Source organism: Parasedimentitalea marina, assembly GCF_004006175.1.
GTDB lineage: Bacteria > Pseudomonadota > Alphaproteobacteria > Rhodobacterales > Rhodobacteraceae > Parasedimentitalea > Parasedimentitalea marina.
On the sequence record NZ_CP033219.1, the window covers coordinates 1,572,989 to 1,590,366 of the forward strand.

The window sequence follows — 17,378 nt, forward strand, 5'->3', positions numbered from 1 at the left end:
GGAGGTTTTCTAGGGTCCAGACATCGTAACGAGTTGTCTTTTTACTGAGTTTTCAAAATGAATGTTGATGATATTTTCCAAGCGTTGGTGTCAATGCCGACGCAGATTTCTACCGGATGTGGTGTGTTGGGGTTTCTCTTCTACTTGACCAACTACACATTGGTGACCTTTCGTGTCATCGACAGTCAGGGGATTGCATTTTTTCTGATCAATATTTGTGGTGCATGTCTTATCCTGGTCAGCCTAGTACAAGACTTTAACCTTGGTTCAATGTTAATTCAGGTTTTCTGGATCTGCCTGGGGGTGATTGCGGTTTCAATACGCCTGCGGGCGCGGCGTGCATGGCGTACCAGCAATACGCAAATGCAAGACCGAACAGCGTCAAGTACCGTGCTGGCTGAGACACATACACAGATCTAAATTTGTGTCTCTGTCTGGGGGTAAGCGGCAGTTCAGGCAATTTTTCTGTCTTTATCGGCGCTTGAAAGCCCAGGCATAAAATATCTAAAGGCCGGTCCTGGTAAGGCCGGCCTTTAGTCTGCTTGTCGCAGCCATATTCAGGGCAGGAGAAGAATTAAATTGCCAGGTATTCGGCCCGCAATTCTTCGTTTTCAAGAACCTCGGATGCGACACCGTCAAACACGATGCCGCCGGTGTCCAGGATCACAGCACGGTCAGCCAGTTCCAGCGCCCGCACAGCGTTTTGTTCCACGATAATGGTGGTGATGCCCTGTTCCTTGATGTGGATAAGGGTCTTTTCGATCTCATCCACAATCACCGGGGCCAATCCCTCGTAGGGTTCGTCCAGCAACAATACTTTGATGTCGCGCGCCAAGGCGCGGGCAATGGCCAGCATTTGTTGTTCGCCGCCCGACAGGGTAACGCCCTCTTGCTTGCGACGTTCGCCCAGACGCGGGAACAACTGGTACAGACGCTCAATCGACCAACCGATGGGCGGGGCGATTTGGGCCAGTTGCAGGTTTTCCTCAACCGTTAGCCCGGCAATGATGCTGCGGTCTTCGGGCACCAAGGCCAGCCCGGCAGCCGAGGCCTGATAGCTTGCCATATTGTGCAAAGGCTGGTGATCCAACCAGATCTCACCCTTGTTGAGTTGGGGATTATCCATCCGGGCGATGGCGCGCAGGGTTGAGGTTTTGCCAGCCCCGTTGCGGCCCAGCAGGGCGAGAATCTCGCCCTCGTGCACGTTGAAGGAAATGCCCTGCACGATATAGCTTTCGCCATAATAGGCATGCATGTCCCAGACCGATAAAAAGGCCGGTGCGGTGGTCGCCTGATTGGCATTCTTGGAGAAGTTGGGTTTGACGTTCATGAGCTGCTCTCCTTACGCCGATTCGCCCAAATACGCTTCGCGCACTTTGGGGTTGCCTCGGATATTTTGCGGATCGTCTTCGACCAGCGGGCTGCCTTGGGCCAGAACGGTGATTCTGTCGGCCAGCGAAAACACCACATGCATGTCGTGTTCGATGATAGCGATGGTAATATCGCGCTCGTCGCTGATCTGTTTCAGCAGGTCGATGGTGTTGTTGGTATCCGCCCGTGCCATACCGGCCGTGGGTTCATCCAACAACAACAGGCGCGGTTCCTGCGACAGGCACATGCCGATCTCAAGACGCCGTTTGTCGCCGCGCGACAGGGCAGCGGCGTTCATGTGCCGTTTGTCCGCCATGTTCATTTCGACCAGCATATGCTCGGCTTTTTCGGTCACGTCCTTCTGGCTGAGCACCGACCCGATGGCGTTCAGTTCAAAGGCGCCATCGCGTTTGGCAAAGCAGGGGATCATCATGTTTTCCATCACGGTCAGATCGCCAAAGATCTCGGGTGTTTGGAAAACGCGGCTGATGCCCATTTGGTTGATTTCATAGGGCGCGCGACCCAAGACCGATTTGCCGTCAAACATCACTGACCCGGTGTCAGGGATCAGCTTGCCGACCAGCACATTCAGCAGCGTGGACTTACCGGCGCCGTTTGGGCCGATGATCGCGTGGACCGAGTTTTCCTTGACGCTGAGGTTCACATCCCCCAGCGCCTGGAGCCCACCGAACCGTTTGTTTACGCCTTTGACTTCAAGAATTCCCATCTTGTGTCTCCTTATTCCGCAGGTTCGGTTGTGCTGGTGGGCGTCTTTCCGCCCGCCTTTTTGTTCCGTATCCAGTTTGTTATGCGTTGCCCACCTTCGACGAGGCCACCAGGCAGGAACACCACAACCAGTACAAACAGGATGCCCAGCGTCATGTGCCAACCTTTGCCAACGAAGGGGTAAACCAAGGTGACCAGCAGATCTTCTAGCCCGTCGGGCAATGCACTGAACCAACCGTGCAACACGCTTTCGTTGATTTTCGAGAAGATGTTTTCAAAGTACTTGATGAAGCCTGCACCCAATACCGGCCCAATCAGAGTACCCGCACCGCCAAGGATCGTCATCAAGACAACCTCTCCCGAGGCAGTCCACTGCATCCGCTCGGCGCCAGCAAGCGGATCCATCGAGGCCAGCAAACCACCGGCCAGACCAGCGTACATGCCAGAGATGACAAAGGCGGCCAGAGTGTAGGGGCGGGTGTTCAGCCCGGTGTAGTTCATCCGCTGTTGGTTGGATTTCACGGCTTTCAGCATCAGACCAAACGGCGAGCGGAAGATGCGGATCGACAGATAGAAGACCGCCAGCAGGATCAGCGCACTCAGATAGTAGCCGGCATTGAACTGGAACGCCCAGGGCCCAAGGACCATCTCAAAGGTAGAGCGCATCTCGAGGCCAAACAGGTTGGTCACCGGGATTGACCCGTCAACGGTCTGCGACACGCCCAGAACACGCGGGTCATTCAGGGTCAGTTGCAGTCCGGTCTCACCATTGGTGATCGGGGTCAGCACAGAATATGCGACGTTGAATGACATCTGCGCAAAGGCCAGCGTCAGGATCGAGAAGTAGATGCCCGAGCGCCGCAGTGAGATATATCCGATCAGCAGGGCAAAGATGCCTGCCATGACCACTGACAACAGGATGGCGGGGATAACGTTCATTGCCAGAAGCTTGAACATCCACACGGCGGAATAGGATCCGACACCCAGAAAAGCCGCATGGCCAAAGCTAAGGTAGCCAGTGAGACCAAACAGAATGTTAAACCCGATGGCAAAGATGCCAAAGATCACAAACCGCTGCATCAGGTCCGGGTACCCGGCGTTGAATTGCGCCAATCCACTGTCCGTAGGGAATGGGTTCAAGATAAAGGGGGCGAGCATCGTCAATGCAGCGACAAGCAGCAGCATTTTGGTGTCGTTTTTGTTCATTCCGAGCATGTCCTTAGTCCTCCATCACGCCTTTGCGGCCCATCAGGCCCCGTGGACGTACAAGCAGAATGATAATTGCCACCACATAGATGATGATTTGGTCGATACCTGGGACGAGTGATTTGATCTCGTTCATCGAGGCAAAGCTTTCAAGAATGCCAAGCATGAAGCCAGCCAGTACCGCGCCGGGCAAAGAGCCCATGCCGCCGACAACAACCACCACAAAGCTAAGGACAAGGAAGTCCATGCCCATGTGATAATTTGGCGAATTGATCGGGGTATACATTACCCCTGCCAGGCCCGCGACAGCGGCGGCGATACCGAACATGACGGTGAACCGTTTGTCGATATTGATGCCCAGCAGGCCAACGGTTTCACGGTCCGCCATCCCTGCGCGCACTACCATACCGAAGGTGGTGAATTGCAGGAACGAGAAGATGCCGCCAATGACCACGAGGGAGAAGAAGAAATACACAACACGCCAGACAGGATAGACAATATCCATGCCAATGATGGCGCCCAGGTTGACGATACCGCTCAGGGCTTCGGGGGCAGGGGTTTGGATCGGGTTGGCACCATAAAAATATTTGACCACTTCCTGCAGCACGATCGCCAGACCGAAAGTCACCAGAATTTGGTCAGCATGGGGGCGTTTGTAGAAGTGTTTGATCAGCCCGCGCTCCATCGCATAGCCAACGAAGATCATGATCGGGACAGTAAACAGGATTGCCAAAGGCACCGCCCAGTCGATGATGGCCCCACCCATTTGAGGGCCGAACCAGGATTCGATATAGGGGGTCTTGACGACCAGGGCATTGCCAAGAAAGTCGGTCTGGCTTTCGTCTACGGTTTCATAGCTGATGTTGAAGATCCGTTGTACGGTGACGGCGCAGAAGGCGCCGATCATGAACAAGGCCCCGTGGGCAAAGTTCACCACGCCAAGCGTGCCAAAGATAAGTGTCAGTCCCAGCGCGATCAGCGCATAGGCAGAGCCCTTGTCGAGCCCGTTCAAGATTTGCAATAGGATTGCGTCCATAGCCCCCACCTTTGGGTTTGTCGTCTGGTCTTTGTGAGTGTCCGACGGCCTCGGGGTGGTTACCCCGTGTTGATCTTGATGATCCGGCGGTCGGGAGAATGGGCCGGGCGCAGTTGCGCGCCCAGCCCGGCCAATTGGCCTTAGCCTGCGTTACAAGTGCCCAGGGCACCGCCTGCAAACATCGGGTGATCGATCGGGTAAGTAACCTGAGCCGCCGGAGTAACTTCGACAACTTCAAGAAGGTCGAATTCCGAGGTTGGGTTTTCTTTACCGCGCACAACCAGCACGTCTTTGAAGCACTGGTGATCGCCGGCACGGTACAGTGTTTTACCGTTGCCCAGACCGTCGAACTCAAAGCCTTCGAGAGCTTCGGCAATGCCACATGGGTTGAAGGTACCTGCGCGTGAGGCAGCATCAGCATACAGCAGTGTCTGACAGTAAACGGTGTGCGCCGCCTGCGACGGTGGAAAACCGTATTTGGTGCCGAAGGATTTAACGAATGCCTTGGAAGCATCATCCTGCAGCGACCAGTGCCAGTTGGTGGAACCGTGGATGCCTTTAACGTTGGCACCAGCACCCTTGGCCATCAGACGCGAGTACAGTGGAACAACGATTTCGAACTGCTTGCCGTTGACGACTTTTTCACGCAGACCAAACTGAACAGCGTTGGTCAGCGAGTTCACCATGTTGCCGCCGTAGTGGTTCAGAACCAGAACATCGGCGCCCGAGTTCAGAACTGGAGCGATATAGGACGAGAAGTCGGTCGAGGCGAGCGGTGTGCGCACCTTGTTGACTGTGTTCCAGCCCATGGCTTCGGTTGCGGCTGCGATCGATTCTTCCTGCGTCCAGCCCCAAGTGTAGTCAGCTGTCAGGTGGTAAGCGTTACGGTCGGTGCCATAGAGGTTCTTAAGCACAGGCGCCAGCGCCGCAGCAGACATGTAACCGTTAAAGAAGTGACGGAAGCCGTTGGCTTTCTTGTCTTTACCGGTGGTGTCGTTCGAGTGGGTCAGGCCAGCCATGAAGATCACGCCAGCTTCCTGACACAGACCTTGAACAGCGATGGCAACACCCGAGCTTGAGCCGCCGGTGATCATAACTGCGCCGTCTTTTTCGATCATCGACTTGGCCGATGCCCGTGCAGCGTCAGATTTGGTCTGCGTGTCGCCAGTAACGAACTCGACCTTTTTGCCCAGAATACCATTGCCCTGCAGCTCGTTGGAGCTGAAGGTGTTCATCATGCCGCCATCGCCTTCACCGTTCAGGTGTTCGACGGCCAGCTGATAGGCGCGCAATTCGTCGGCGCCTTCGTCAGCGTAGGGGCCGGTTTGGGGTACGTTGAAGCCCAGCGTGACAGTGCTGCCAGTGGGTTCATTGGTATAAGCCGCGGCTGAAGACGCGGTGAAAATCGTCGGAAGTGCAACACCGGCACCGGCGATAGCACCGGTTTTCAGCATACCACGACGAGTAAATTTCGAATTGGACATAAAATCCTCCCTAATACGATAAACGCGTCATGGCTCCTCTAGTTCCACGATACGCAAGCACAATTGTGCAAAGACACTATGGGGCGGGTTTGTAAAATTTCGCAATAATCGCCTTGTTTTCTGAGATTATCGTGTAAATAAATGCACAATGGCCCGCGCATGTTGTAAAGTTTTTTATACTGCAGTGCAGAAAGTGGGTGAAAAGCATAACACTGAAAGGCCGTGATTATGGCGCGTGATACCCTTACAGGCAGTCGAATCCGCGAACGCAGGCTGTTTCTTGACTTGCGGCAAGCAGCTTTGGCACGGCAGGTCGGCATTTCAGCCTCATACCTAAATCTGATCGAACACAATCGACGCAGAATTGGTGGTAAGCTTTTGGTTGATATTGCCAAAGCCCTGGGCGTCGAGCCGTCGATGCTGACGGAAGGTGCCGAGGTGGCCCTGATCTCGGCACTGCGCGAGGCGGCTGCAGATTCGGGGAAACCGGTTGCCGAGTTGGATCATGCGGACGAGTTTGCCGGGCGGTTTCCGGGCTGGGCCGAAGTGCTGGCCGGTGAACATCGCCGGGTGGCCTCGTTAGAGCGGACGGTGCAGGTGTTGTCGGACCGGCTAACCCACGACCCTGATCTTGCGGCCTCTTTACACGAAGTTCTGTCGACCGCGGCCGCTATTCGCTCGACCGCGTCGATTCTGGCTGAAACCGGCGAACTGGAGCAGGAATGGCGGGACCGGTTTCACCGAAACCTAAACGAAGACTCGCGGCGGTTGGCTGAAAGCAGCAAGTCCTTGGTGAACTTTCTGGATCAAAGCAACACCGGATCGGTCCGTCGGGGTGTACCTCAGGAAGAGGTGGAGGCGTTTTTCACCGCGTATGACTATCATTTTAGCGCGCTGGAGCAGGGCCAGGCGTCGCCCGAAGATCTAGTGAAAGGCGCGTCCGAATTGCAAAGTGATACCGCGCGCAGCACGGCCCTTGGCGCGCTGCAACAATACCGGGCCGATGCCGAAAAGATGCCACTGGCAGAACTGGCACGGTCGTTGAGCCGTGGTTTTGACCCGGCAGGACTAGCGGCGGAATTCAACTGCGACCTGTCTCAGGTGTTGCGCCGTCTTGCTGCCTTGCCCGAAGACGTTCTGGGGCAGGCATCGGGGCTGGTGATCTGTGACGCATCTGGGGCGGTTTTGCTGCGCAAACCCATTGCCGGATTTGCATTACCCCGGTTCGGCGCATCCTGTCCGCTGTGGCCGCTCTACGCGGCGCTTGCGCGGCCTATGGTCCCGGTGCGGCGGCAGGTGGTCCAACATGGGCGTCATGCAGTGGGATTTGAGTGTTTGGCGGTTGCCTGGCCCCAGACGCCGCCTGATTTTGACCGCGACCCGGTATATCGTGCGGTGATGTTGATCTTGCCACTGGCAGAGCTTCCTGCGACGCCATTGGCCGTAGGATCCAGTTGTCGGGTCTGCGCGGGTCAGGATTGTGCAGCGCGACGCGAACCCTCTATTTTGGATGAAGAGTTTTGACAGTTCTGGTTGCGCAGGTCTAATCTGCACAGGATTTGGGGATATGGCGCTGGGTCCTGAGGGGCCGGGAGGCAGCGTTTGGAAGGGGATTTGAACATGGGCCGACACGTCGTTTTGGTCGAGGATGAGCCTAATATCATTGAGGCGATCCGGTTTTTGCTGACCAGGGAAGGCTGGACTGTCGAAGCCCACGCGGACGGCAGTGATGCGGTCGAGGTGATCAAGGCGGCGAATCCCGATCTGGTGATTCTGGACCTGATGCTGCCCGGAAAAAGCGGCATGGAGATCATTAAGGATCTCCGGGACGAGGAGGCCTTGCGCAATCTGCCGGTGCTGATGCTGACCGCACGGGGGCAGGCGCGGGACCGGGATATGGCTGAAAAGGCCGGGGTCAGCCGCTTTATGACAAAACCATTTTCCAACACCGAAGTTTTGGCCGCGGTGCGGGATCTGCACGCGCAGGCCAATCAGGGATGAGCCATACGGGCGACGACGAGGAGAACGGTCGCCAGACGGCAGCGGTATTTGTTGAGCGCAAGACCTATCGGCACCGACAGCTGATGGATATTGCCCGGTTGCTACCCATTATTGGGGCGCTGCTGTTTTGTGTGCCTCTGATGTGGCCTAATCCTGATCCCTATCCTGCACCGGATACAGCAGGGGGCATGGCGATGTCCGAGGCGATCACCTATATGTTTGTGGTCTGGACCCTATTGATCCTGGCCAGTCTGGCCTTTGGTGTCGCGGTGCGTCGCTGGGCAGAAAACTGGACTGAGGGCACAGATCAACCCGGTGAGGAGGCCCCTTAATGGCCTCTTTGAATGTGCTTGTCGTTATTTGCATGGCCTATGTCACGCTGTTGTTTCTGGTGGCATTTGTGGCCGACCGCAATGCCAGTCGGGGCCACCAAGCGGGTTGGCTTCGATCACCGCTGATTTATACGCTTTCCTTGTCAATCTATTGTACTGCCTGGACTTTTTACGGTGCGGTTGGATATGCGGCGCGGTCTGGATTGGAATTTATCACCATCTATCTGGGGCCGACTCTGGTGATGATCGGATGGTGGTGGGGCCTGCGCAAACTGGTGCGGATTGGCCGCAGCCAGCGGGTCACCTCGATCGCGGATCTTATCTCGGCACGTTATGGGAAATCCAATACTCTGGCGATCTGCGTGACCATTCTGGCAGTGATAGGGGTGACACCTTATATAGCGCTTCAGTTGCAGTCGATCACCCTGTCGTTCGCGACCTTTGCCGAGGCCGATCCGGCGCGCCAGTTGAACGAAACCACAACGGTGTTTTGGGTCGCTGCCGGGCTGGCGATGTTTGCGATCCTGTTCGGCACCCGCAATCTGAACGCAAACGAGCGTCATCACGGGGTGGTGACAGCCGTCGCGGTGGAGGCGGTGGTCAAACTGCTTGCGTTGCTGGCAGTGGGTATATTTGTGGTTTGGGGGCTGTCTGACGGGGTCAGCGATACTATGGCGCGCATTGATGCCTCGCCGATTGGTCAATGGCAGGTTCGTGGTGATCGCTGGGCCACAATAACATTTCTGGCGGCGGCGGCCTTTGTCTGCCTGCCCCGGATGTTTCAGGTGATGGTGGTCGAAAACGAGGATGAGCGGCATCTGCGCACCGCGGCCTGGGCCTTTCCGTTGTATCTGCTGCTGATGAGCCTTTTTGTGGTGCCAATTGCCGCCATCGGCTTGGAACTGCTGCCAATGGGGTCAAACCCGGATCTGTTTGTGCTGACCCTGCCGCTGAGCCAGGGGCGCGATGGGCTTGCGGTATTGGCCTTTCTGGGTGGTTTTTCCTCGGCTACTTCGATGGTGATTGTCGCGGCAATGGCCCTGTCGACGATGGTGTCGAACCATATCGTGATGCCAATCTGGTTGCGAATGCAGGGCGGTGGAGCCTCGGTTTCAGGGGACGTTCGCGATGTTGTCCTGCTGTCACGCCGGGTGTCTATCGCCGCGATTATCGGGCTTGGGTATTTCTATTACAGGTTCTCCGGACAGGGCGCGGCACTGGCTGCTATTGGCTTGATTTCCTTTGCTGGCATTGCCCAGATCCTGCCCGCCCTGGTCGGTGGCTTGTTCTGGCGTGGCGCTACCAGATCAGGGGCCTTGGCAGGACTGACAGTGGGCTTTGTGTTATGGCTGTTCACCATGCTTTTACCCGCCTTAGGCGGGGGGCTGCTGCCGGACACGGTTCTGAGCAACGGCGTTTTTGGCCTGTCATGGCTGCGACCACAGGCCCTGTTCGGCATCGAGGGGCTGGATCCGACCGTGCATGCGGTGATGTGGTCGATGACGCTGAACACTGCGGCGTTTTGCATTGTGTCGCTGGCCACATTTCCCAGTCCGATGGAACGGCTGCAAGGCGCCCAGTTTGTGAATGTTTTTGATCATTCAGTCGGGCCGCGCAGTTGGACCGGTCAGGTGGCCCAAAGTGAGGACCTGATGGTGATGTCCCAGCGTATCCTTGGGGCGGGTGAGGCGCAGGCTTTTTTCCAAAAGGAGGCGGCCCGGCAGGGAACACACAGTGATTTTCCGGAACCAACCCCGGCGTTCCTGGAACGGCTAGAGCGAGAGCTAAGCGGCTCGGTTGGCACCGCAGCCGCGCATGCGATGGTTGGGCAGATTGCAGGTGGATCGTCCGTCTCAGTGGAGGATTTGCTGGCTGTGGCCGATGAAACGGCACAGATGCTGGAATATTCGAGCCAGCTGGAATCCCAATCGACCGAATTGGCACGTACCGCCCGGCAACTGCGTGAAACAAATGAGAAATTAACGCAGATTTCACAACAGAAAGATGCATTCTTAAGTCAGGTGAGCCACGAATTACGCACTCCGATGACCTCTATCCGCGCGTTTTCGGAAATCTTGCGCGATGCGGATGGGCGGAGCGACACAGATAATATACGCTACGCCAGCATCATTCATGATGAGGCCCTGCGGTTGACCCGATTGCTGAATGACCTGTTGGATCTCAGTGTGCTGGAAAGTGGCCAAGTGAGCCTGAATATGACGGTCGGGAATTTGGCCGATGTTTTGGATCATGCTGTGTCGACTGCGCTGACCGGATCCGAGCAACCGTTGAAGGTGCTGCGCCATACCACAAGCGAAACAGTGCGAATTTCATCGGATCTGGACCGGCTGGCGCAGGTTTTTATCAACCTGATTGCGAATGCACAAAAATATTGCGATGCAGAGGTTCCGGAAATTCGTATCGAAGTGTCCACCAAACGAGGGCGGTTGCGGATCGATTTTCTGGATAACGGCGATGGAATTCCGGCGGCCTCGCAGCAACTTATTTTTGAGAAATTCTCAAGGGTTAGCCCTGAGAAAGCGGGCGGTGCGGGCCTTGGCTTGGCGATTTGTCGCGAGATCATGCAGCGGCTGGGTGGAGATGTGCAATATCTGCACGGACATCCAGGCGGGGCGTTCCGGGTTTCTTTGCCTTTGAGTGCGGAAATGGCTGCATAAAAGTCTGCTTATAAAGACTATGGTAACCAACTCTGGGCTAAAAGATATCCAAAGGGGCGCAGAAGGTGCAGGTTGGGAGCCTATGTCAGAAACAGTAACAGCAAAAACAGCAGAAGGTAGCGCAGGGGTTCTTGCGCGTAAACTTGCTGCTGCGCGCGAGGGGGCCGGAGGTATCTCCAACTCGGCCACTCTCAAGGTGCTGCGCCGGTCGCTGGCGCGGGCTGCTGCTGACCTGTGCGAACTGCCGCTTGCTGTTATTGCCGCCCGACAGTTGAATAGTATTCCCGAAGATCTGGGCCGGTATCTTTCTGATGAAAAACTGCTTGTGGTGCTGGACGGTCCGAATGGTCGCATTGGTGCCGCGTCATTGGATGCGCCGACCGTAACCGCGCTTATTCAGCAGCAGACGATGGGGCAGGTGATGGGAAAGGCGCCCACCGAACGTCACTATACGTCGACCGATGCCGCCATGACTGCCGACTTTATCGACCGGACATTTGCCAAGGCTGTGTCAATGCTGAACGGGCAGGCTGATCTCAATCTGTTTGAAGGATTCCGATTCGGCGCCCGAATTGAAGATGTGCGCAGTCTGCTTCTGGGGCTCGAAAGTGAAGACTACCGTGTTATTGAGCTGACATTGGACCTGTCCAGTGGTGCGATGCAGGGATCTATTACCCTGATCCTTCCCGAACCAACTTTGGCCGATCTGGGTCAGGATGGTATAGATGGGTTGGATTATGGGCCGTCCTTGGGAAACGGTATGGGCTCGATGAGGGTCGAGCTATCTGCAGTATTGTGCAAGATGCAGGTGCCAATCAGTAAATTTTCGTCGCTTCAAATTGGTGACGTTTTGCAACTGGATCAGGCATTTTTATATGAAACTGATCTGGTTTCTATCAGTGGCCAGAGCATTTCAGGTGGCCGGTTGGGGCAAATCAACGGCGCGCGCGCTGTTCGTTTGAGCGACGCAAATGCGGTGCCTGCCAGCGGCGCGGCCGATGGTATTGCCTTCACCTCCGAAGGAGGCCCGGAAATGACGATGGATCATAACCCTGAGCAACAGGGTATGGGGTTGGGCATTGCTGCGCAGACATTGCAAGACCCAATGGACGAATTTGGTGCTGGGCCAATGGCTGATATGGGCGATCTACCGATGGCCGACATTGGCGATTTACCTATGACTGGTATGGGCGATCTGCCGATGGCTGACATGGTTGATTTGCCGATGGCTGACATGGTTGATTTGCCGATGGCCGGAATGGGCGATGACATGCCCGCATTATTGGGTGCCAATGCAATGAGCGACCTGGGCGAATTCGACCAAAATGAAGCGCTGGCCGAAATCTCAGAGTTGGCGGGTCTGCCCAATTCAGCCTGACATCAGTCTTCAATGTGAAGACACACAAAAGACGCCCGACTAGAAGACGGACGTGTTCGTTTGCGTGTTGAAATGTGTTCAGCTTTTGTTTGTCAGCTGTTCCAGCGCCGGACGTAGATTGTCCAGTTGATAGCCGGCAGCTGCCGTTTTGCTTAGGATAGAATCGGGAGTCATTTCACCTGCATGACCCAAGGCCCAAACAACGGAGCAGCGGGTGCCGGACGCGCAATAAGCTAGCACTGGTCCGTCACAGATCTCAGCCAGCTCTCGTTGCCGGGCAACATTTTCCGCAGTCATAGTCTGATGTGTCAGTGGCAGTTCCTCGAACCGCAAGCCAGCAGATTCGGCGGCGATGCGAATAGCATTTGCTTGATGACTGGGCGGCACCTCGGCGTCGGGGCGGTTACAGATGACTGCTTTGAAACCGGCCTCAGCCAGAGATTGAAGGTCCTCAGCCGAGATTTGCGGTGAGACGAAGTAGCGGGGGGTTATACAGCGTGGATCCATACCTGCCTCTTTACGCTTTTGTCGCCAGCCGGTCCAGTTGTAGGCCAAATTTAGGTGCAGCCGCCATGCCAATTAGCATCGCCATCAAAAACAACACACCGCCCCAGCCATTATAGGTGATCGAGGCGATGACCGGACCTGGGCACAGTCCCACCAGCCCCCATCCGACGCCGAACATCGCTGACCCGACAATAAGTCGAGGGTCCAGTTCAGGTTGAGATGCTGTCGGGAAATGGCCGCCCGCCAGTGGTTTGCGGCCCTCAGTCAGGCGCCAGGCAACAGCCATGGGAAGGATCGCGCCGCCCATCACAAAGGCCAGTGTCGGATCCCAGGCGCCAAACACATCCAGCCAGCCCTGAACCTTTGTGGTGTCAGTCATACCTGAAAGGAAAAGTCCGGTGCCAAACAGGCCACCTGCCAGAAAAGAATAGAATAGACGCATTAGATTAGTCCCAACCCGTGCCGGAAAACGACCAGTGTCATCCCCCCTGCAAGTATGTAGAAAACGGTGGCCACAATACCGCGCAGAGAGAGCCTTGATATTCCGCAGACCCCGTGACCGGAGGTGCAGCCACTGGCGATGCGGGTTCCGATCCCGACCAGAAGGCCGGCGGATATGATGGTGATTATATTGCCAGTCATATGGGTGCTGACCGGTGCCGATGACAGTGATTGTAGCAGCAGGGGCAGCAGCACAACGCCGGCAAGGAACACTAGCTTCTCGAGAGCCGTTTTCCGAGCGGTGCCATCCACCAATCCGCCGATAATGCCACTGGCCCCCATGACGCGGCCGTTGCCTAACAGATAGACAGCGCCGCCTAACCCAATAAGCCCACCGCCGACAAGGCCCCAGAGCCAATCCGTTTCCATATTGAAATCCCTTTGCAATAAGCCCGGTGCAGATGCCGTTCGGACAATAGTTTCGGTCAGCGAGTGATGCCCATTTGGGGATTAGATCTTATTGACCGGTGTCTTCAAAAACACGTCGCCGTTGCTGTCTGGCTCGGGCATATGACCAGCCCGCATATTGACCTGCAGTGAGGGCAGGATAAGCCGGGGCATCCCCAATTTCGCATCACGGGCATCCCGCAATCCAGTGAAGTCTTCAATGCTTCGGCCTTGGCCGATATGTATATTCAGGGCTTTTTGTTCACCGACAGTGGTTTCCCAGGCGTATTGATCGCGTCCGGGGGCCTTGTAGTCGTGGCCGACAAATATGCGGGTGTCATCAGGCAGTGCCAAAATCTTCTGAATTGACTCATAGAGCACTGAGGACGATCCGCCGGGAAAATCACAACGTGCGGTGCCAAAGTCAGGCATGAAAAGCGTATCGCCGACAAAGGCCGCATCGCCTATCACATAGGTCATACAGGCCGGCGTATGGCCTGGTGTGTGCATCACGTCCGTGCGCATCTGTCCAACGTGAAAACTGTCACCGTGATTGAAGAGAGCGTCGAACTGGCTGCCGTCACGCTGAAATTCGGTGCCTTCGTTGAAGATCTTGCCAAAGGTGTCCTGGATCACGGTTATATTGGCGCCGATGCCAATTTTTCCGCCTAATTCTTCCTGCAAATAGGGGGCTGCGGACAGGTGATCGGCATGAACGTGGCTTTCGAGGATCCAGTGCACATTCAGTCCGTTATCTTTGATCCAAGCGATTATAGCGTCGGCCGACACTGTACCGGTTCTGCCGGAGGCTTGGTCAAAATTCAGGACTGAATCGATGATGGCGCAGGCGTTGCCCTGGGGGTCAATTGCCACATAGGACACCGTATTGGTCGTCTCATCAAAAAATGCTTTTACGATAGGCTGCATGTTTGGTCTCCAGTCACGTCTGCAATCATATAATGAAATATGAATGTGTATCAAGGAAAATGACAGAAATTTGTCTGCTGCCTGTATATCGCACCACAGACAATTATACAGAGACCATCTGATTTTATGGCCGTCTCGTTGGGCGATTAATCGCTGATTTATCCGGGGTTGGGATTGGTCGTAATGCCAGCGCAAATAAGTGGCTCTCCTCGGGGCACCGACCGGATTTTTCGTTTTTCAGAGACTGTCAGTCTGTCATTCTGGCCCGGTTAGATAGGGGACTTCAAAAATGGAAACCACCGAACTGTTGCAGATCGCTGAGCGGTTAGAAGCAAAAATTGCCGGGGCCACAGACGCTGCCCGCCGGTCATTGCAGCCCGAGTTTAATCGTGTATTGAGCCGGTTGCGAGCCAGTGGAGTATCTGTACCACCGCATCTTTTACGTTTGGACCGGACGCTTGGCGAGGAGGCGATCGAAGCCTATTTCGATAATTTCCCCGTTTGACGTCCTGGTTTGACGGGGTCACCCCAGGATAACGCCAACAACGACCAGCATCAGACCCAGCATCGAAAGCAGCAAAGCACCAAGATTGTAGGGCAAGACAGATTGCACCACAGCCCGCAGCGCCTCGTCGTCTAAATTCTGTTTGCGGGCACGCAGCACATGCAGAATGCACCAGACAAGCCCACCTAGGCCAGCAATAGAGATGATGGCTCCGATCCAGACAAGGATTTCAAACATGGCTGGGCTCCTGTGTGATTGCCGGGGTCGCGCCTAATAGATCTGCGCGCCCTGCGCAAGGGCCGGGTGGGCAATCGTGGCTTGCGGTGGTGGGGCAGGGCTTGTATCCCGGCCCCTAAATCCAATGCGACGGAGCCGAAAATGGATGTGACCGAACAAGAAAAAAGTGACAGCTACCGTGTGACTGCAGGTGAACTGCGTCAGTTTGTCGAACGCCTGGAGCGGTTGGACACGGAAAAGAAAGATTTGGCTGATCAAATGAAGGAAGTCATGGCCGAGGCCAAGGGGCGAGGCTACGACACCAAAGTGATCCGTAAACTGGTGGCTCTGCGCAAACGTGACAAGGATGACATTGCCGAAGAGGAAGCGGTGTTGGAAATGTACAAAGAAGCGCTGGGAATGTGATCTCGGGACGGGCGCGTTGGGGCTCTGCCCCAAACCCCGGAGTATTTTTGAAAAGATGAAAAAGGGGCGAACCATTGGGGCGTCCCTTTTTTGTTGCGAAAGGGAGTGGTGGCAAGAGGTTCGGGCGCTGCGACTGAGAGCAGTTTGCGCGCTAAATCAGAAGGTTTCTGAACGAATTTGCCGATCCGTACAACTGTGCCGGACGAATGCCGATGTCAGTATCACAGGGAAGCCATTGAGTTAGCTGGTGTTTTTTAAGGGAGCGGGAAAAAATGTCTCGTTTTAAAATTTTACCAGTTGATAAAAAAATGAAATGTGGCACTCTGGATGTAACAAGAACACATCAGGGAGACACCCAATGGCGAGTGGCCATCAGGCATCCGGCATTCAGGCAGGGCGATTGCCCAGCCAGGAGATCACCAATAATTTTGGCGATTTGCATCCTGCATATGATGCGCATGAAGCGGCAGTGGCGGCGGATCGCTGCTACTTCTGCTACGATGCGCCCTGCATGACAGCATGCCCAACCAGCATCGATATTCCGCAGTTCATTCGGGAGATACAGACTGGCAATCCGGAGGCAGCTGCCCGCAGTATTCTGAAGCAGAATATTCTGGGTGGAATGTGCGCGCGGGTCTGTCCGACAGAGACCCTGTGCGAAGAGGTCTGTGTGCGTGAAACCGCCGAGAGTAAGCCGGTCGAGATTGGCCGTCTGCAGCGCTATGCGACCGATGTTATCATGGCCAAGGCGGAGCACCCGTTCACCCGTGCCGCAAGCACAGGCAAGCGTGTTGCCGTTGTTGGGGCAGGCCCAGCCGGTTTGGCAGCGGCGCACCGGTTGGCTATGCTGGGGCATGAAGTGGTGATCCACGAAGTGAAAAGCAAATCAGGTGGATTGAACGAGTTTGGCATCGCAGCCTATAAGAGCACCAATGATTTTGCCGCGCGTGAGGTCAACTGGCTGATGCAAATTGGTGGCATCAGCGTTGTATATGGTCAGGGGCTGGGCAGTGGGCTGACATTGGACGCACTGACCGCTGACTTTGACGCGGTGTTTTTGTCGATTGGTCTGGCCGGGGTCAACGCCCTGCGGGCTCCTGGCGAAGACAAGGACGGCGCTCGTGATGCTGTTGAATTTATCGCTGAGCTGCGTCAGTCAGAGGATCTGTCCAAGCTGGCGGTTGGACGCAATGTTGTGGTGATTGGCGGCGGTATGACCGCAGTTGATGCTGCGGTGCAGTCTAAGTTGCTCGGCGCCGAAAACGTCACCATTGCCTATCGTCGGGGCCAGGACGCCATGGGTGCCAGCCGGTTCGAACAGGATCTGGCGACCTCGAAGGGGGTCAAGTTGATGTTCAACGTGATGCCGGTTGCGGTGCATGGCGACGGGGCGGCCAGCGAGATTGAGCTGGATTACACCACCGTCAAAGATGGTAAAGTATCGGGTCTGGGCGAGACGTTTCGTCTGGCGGCAGATCAGGTGTTCAAGGCCATTGGTCAGACACTGGAAGGGCAACCCGAGGGACTGTCTCTGGAGGGTCGCAAGATCAAGGTGGACGCGACTGGCCGGACCTCGGTCAAGGGCGTCTGGGCCGGGGGTGACTGTGCCTCGGGTGGCGAAGATCTGACGGTGACTGCCGTGGCCGAAGGCCGTGATGGCGCGATTGACATTCATTCCAGCCTGATGGGCTGAGCCA

General features: G+C 55.8%; 19 protein-coding genes and 1 pseudogene. 9 read left to right on the top strand and 11 right to left on the bottom strand.

Translation table 11 applies throughout. From position 1 onward, the window contains the following. Positions 1–57: 57 nt before the first annotated feature. A complete protein-coding gene (locus tag EBB79_RS07575) occupies positions 58–420 on the top strand; it encodes a CBU_0592 family membrane protein (protein ID WP_127748343.1) in 363 nt (120 codons plus the stop codon). Between the two features lie 154 nt (positions 421–574). On the opposite strand, the gene EBB79_RS07580 is transcribed toward EBB79_RS07575, so the two are convergent. The 6 genes and pseudogenes from EBB79_RS07580 to EBB79_RS07600 all read right to left on the bottom strand — a co-directional run bounded on the left by EBB79_RS07580 (position 575) and on the right by EBB79_RS07600 (position 5,823). Continuing rightward, on the bottom strand, positions 575–1,330 hold the full coding sequence (locus EBB79_RS07580) for an ABC transporter ATP-binding protein (RefSeq protein WP_127748344.1): 756 nt from the start codon (positions 1,328–1,330) through the stop codon (positions 575–577). Positions 1,331–1,342: 12 nt separating this feature from the next. Next, entirely contained in the window at positions 1,343–1,618 is a 276-nt protein-coding gene (locus EBB79_RS25565) for an ABC transporter ATP-binding protein C-terminal domain-containing protein (RefSeq protein WP_420850398.1), read from the bottom strand. Between the two features lie 9 nt (positions 1,619–1,627). After that, positions 1,628–1,996, bottom strand: a pseudogene (locus EBB79_RS25570) (ATP-binding cassette domain-containing protein); the annotation flags it as partial. A 113-nt stretch (positions 1,997–2,109) separates the two neighbouring features. Continuing rightward, positions 2,110–3,312 (bottom strand): branched-chain amino acid ABC transporter permease, encoded by a 1,203-nt coding sequence (locus tag EBB79_RS07590; protein ID WP_127748346.1) that lies wholly within the window; start codon positions 3,310–3,312, stop codon positions 2,110–2,112. A 4-nt stretch (positions 3,313–3,316) separates the two neighbouring features. Beyond that, complete coding sequence (locus EBB79_RS07595) at positions 3,317–4,339, bottom strand: branched-chain amino acid ABC transporter permease (protein ID WP_127748347.1); 1,023 nt, start codon at positions 4,337–4,339, stop codon at positions 3,317–3,319. Positions 4,340–4,479: 140 nt separating this feature from the next. Beyond that, a complete protein-coding gene (locus tag EBB79_RS07600; RefSeq protein ID WP_127748348.1) occupies positions 4,480–5,823 on the bottom strand; it encodes a substrate-binding protein in 1,344 nt (447 codons plus the stop codon). A 228-nt stretch (positions 5,824–6,051) separates the two neighbouring features. Here EBB79_RS07600 and EBB79_RS07605 point away from each other — a divergent pair, with 228 nt between their 5' ends. The 5 genes from EBB79_RS07605 to EBB79_RS07625 all read left to right on the top strand — a co-directional run bounded on the left by EBB79_RS07605 (position 6,052) and on the right by EBB79_RS07625 (position 12,212). Further along, positions 6,052–7,347, top strand: a complete 1,296-nt coding sequence (locus EBB79_RS07605; RefSeq protein WP_127748349.1) for a helix-turn-helix domain-containing protein — start codon at positions 6,052–6,054, stop codon at positions 7,345–7,347. Between the two features lie 96 nt (positions 7,348–7,443). Further along, positions 7,444–7,824, top strand: coding sequence for a response regulator transcription factor (locus EBB79_RS07610; RefSeq protein ID WP_127748350.1), 381 nt, complete (start codon positions 7,444–7,446; stop codon positions 7,822–7,824). Then, complete coding sequence (locus tag EBB79_RS07615; protein WP_127748351.1) at positions 7,821–8,156, top strand: hypothetical protein; 336 nt, start codon at positions 7,821–7,823, stop codon at positions 8,154–8,156. Before EBB79_RS07610 ends, EBB79_RS07615 begins: the two co-directional genes overlap by 4 nt. Further along, a complete protein-coding gene (locus tag EBB79_RS07620) occupies positions 8,156–10,834 on the top strand; it encodes a sensor histidine kinase (protein WP_127748352.1) in 2,679 nt (892 codons plus the stop codon). The genes EBB79_RS07615 and EBB79_RS07620 overlap by 1 nt, the downstream gene beginning before the upstream one ends. Positions 10,835–10,916: 82 nt before the next feature. Further along, the gene (locus EBB79_RS07625) at positions 10,917–12,212 is read left to right on the top strand and encodes a FliM/FliN family flagellar motor C-terminal domain-containing protein (protein ID WP_127748353.1); all 1,296 of its coding nucleotides are present in this window, start codon (positions 10,917–10,919) and stop codon (positions 12,210–12,212) included. A 78-nt stretch (positions 12,213–12,290) separates the two neighbouring features. Here EBB79_RS07625 and EBB79_RS07630 read toward each other — a convergent pair whose 3' ends face one another. The 4 genes from EBB79_RS07630 to EBB79_RS07645 all read right to left on the bottom strand — a co-directional run bounded on the left by EBB79_RS07630 (position 12,291) and on the right by EBB79_RS07645 (position 14,534). Next, positions 12,291–12,719 (bottom strand): protein tyrosine phosphatase family protein, encoded by a 429-nt coding sequence (locus EBB79_RS07630; RefSeq protein WP_127748354.1) that lies wholly within the window; start codon positions 12,717–12,719, stop codon positions 12,291–12,293. 10 nt (positions 12,720–12,729) lie between these two features. Beyond that, positions 12,730–13,161 (bottom strand): DUF6691 family protein, encoded by a 432-nt coding sequence (locus EBB79_RS07635; protein WP_127748355.1) that lies wholly within the window; start codon positions 13,159–13,161, stop codon positions 12,730–12,732. After that, the gene (locus tag EBB79_RS07640) at positions 13,161–13,589 is read right to left on the bottom strand and encodes a YeeE/YedE family protein (protein WP_127748356.1); all 429 of its coding nucleotides are present in this window, start codon (positions 13,587–13,589) and stop codon (positions 13,161–13,163) included. Before EBB79_RS07640 ends, EBB79_RS07635 begins: the two co-directional genes overlap by 1 nt. An 81-nt stretch (positions 13,590–13,670) precedes the next feature. Continuing rightward, entirely contained in the window at positions 13,671–14,534 is an 864-nt protein-coding gene (locus EBB79_RS07645; protein ID WP_127748357.1) for an MBL fold metallo-hydrolase, read from the bottom strand. A gap of 289 nt (positions 14,535–14,823) precedes the next feature. On the opposite strand from EBB79_RS07645, the gene EBB79_RS07650 reads away from it, so the two are divergent. Continuing rightward, positions 14,824–15,039 (top strand): hypothetical protein, encoded by a 216-nt coding sequence (locus EBB79_RS07650; RefSeq protein WP_127748358.1) that lies wholly within the window; start codon positions 14,824–14,826, stop codon positions 15,037–15,039. 18 nt (positions 15,040–15,057) lie between these two features. On the opposite strand, the gene EBB79_RS07655 is transcribed toward EBB79_RS07650, so the two are convergent. After that, the gene (locus EBB79_RS07655) at positions 15,058–15,276 is read right to left on the bottom strand and encodes a hypothetical protein (RefSeq protein WP_127748359.1); all 219 of its coding nucleotides are present in this window, start codon (positions 15,274–15,276) and stop codon (positions 15,058–15,060) included. A gap of 141 nt (positions 15,277–15,417) precedes the next feature. On the opposite strand from EBB79_RS07655, the gene EBB79_RS07660 reads away from it, so the two are divergent. Further along, entirely contained in the window at positions 15,418–15,681 is a 264-nt protein-coding gene (locus EBB79_RS07660) for a DUF2312 domain-containing protein (RefSeq protein ID WP_127748360.1), read from the top strand. A 358-nt stretch (positions 15,682–16,039) separates the two neighbouring features. Beyond that, a complete protein-coding gene (locus EBB79_RS07665) occupies positions 16,040–17,374 on the top strand; it encodes an NAD(P)-dependent oxidoreductase (protein ID WP_127748361.1) in 1,335 nt (444 codons plus the stop codon). Positions 17,375–17,378: the final 4 nt, after the last annotated feature.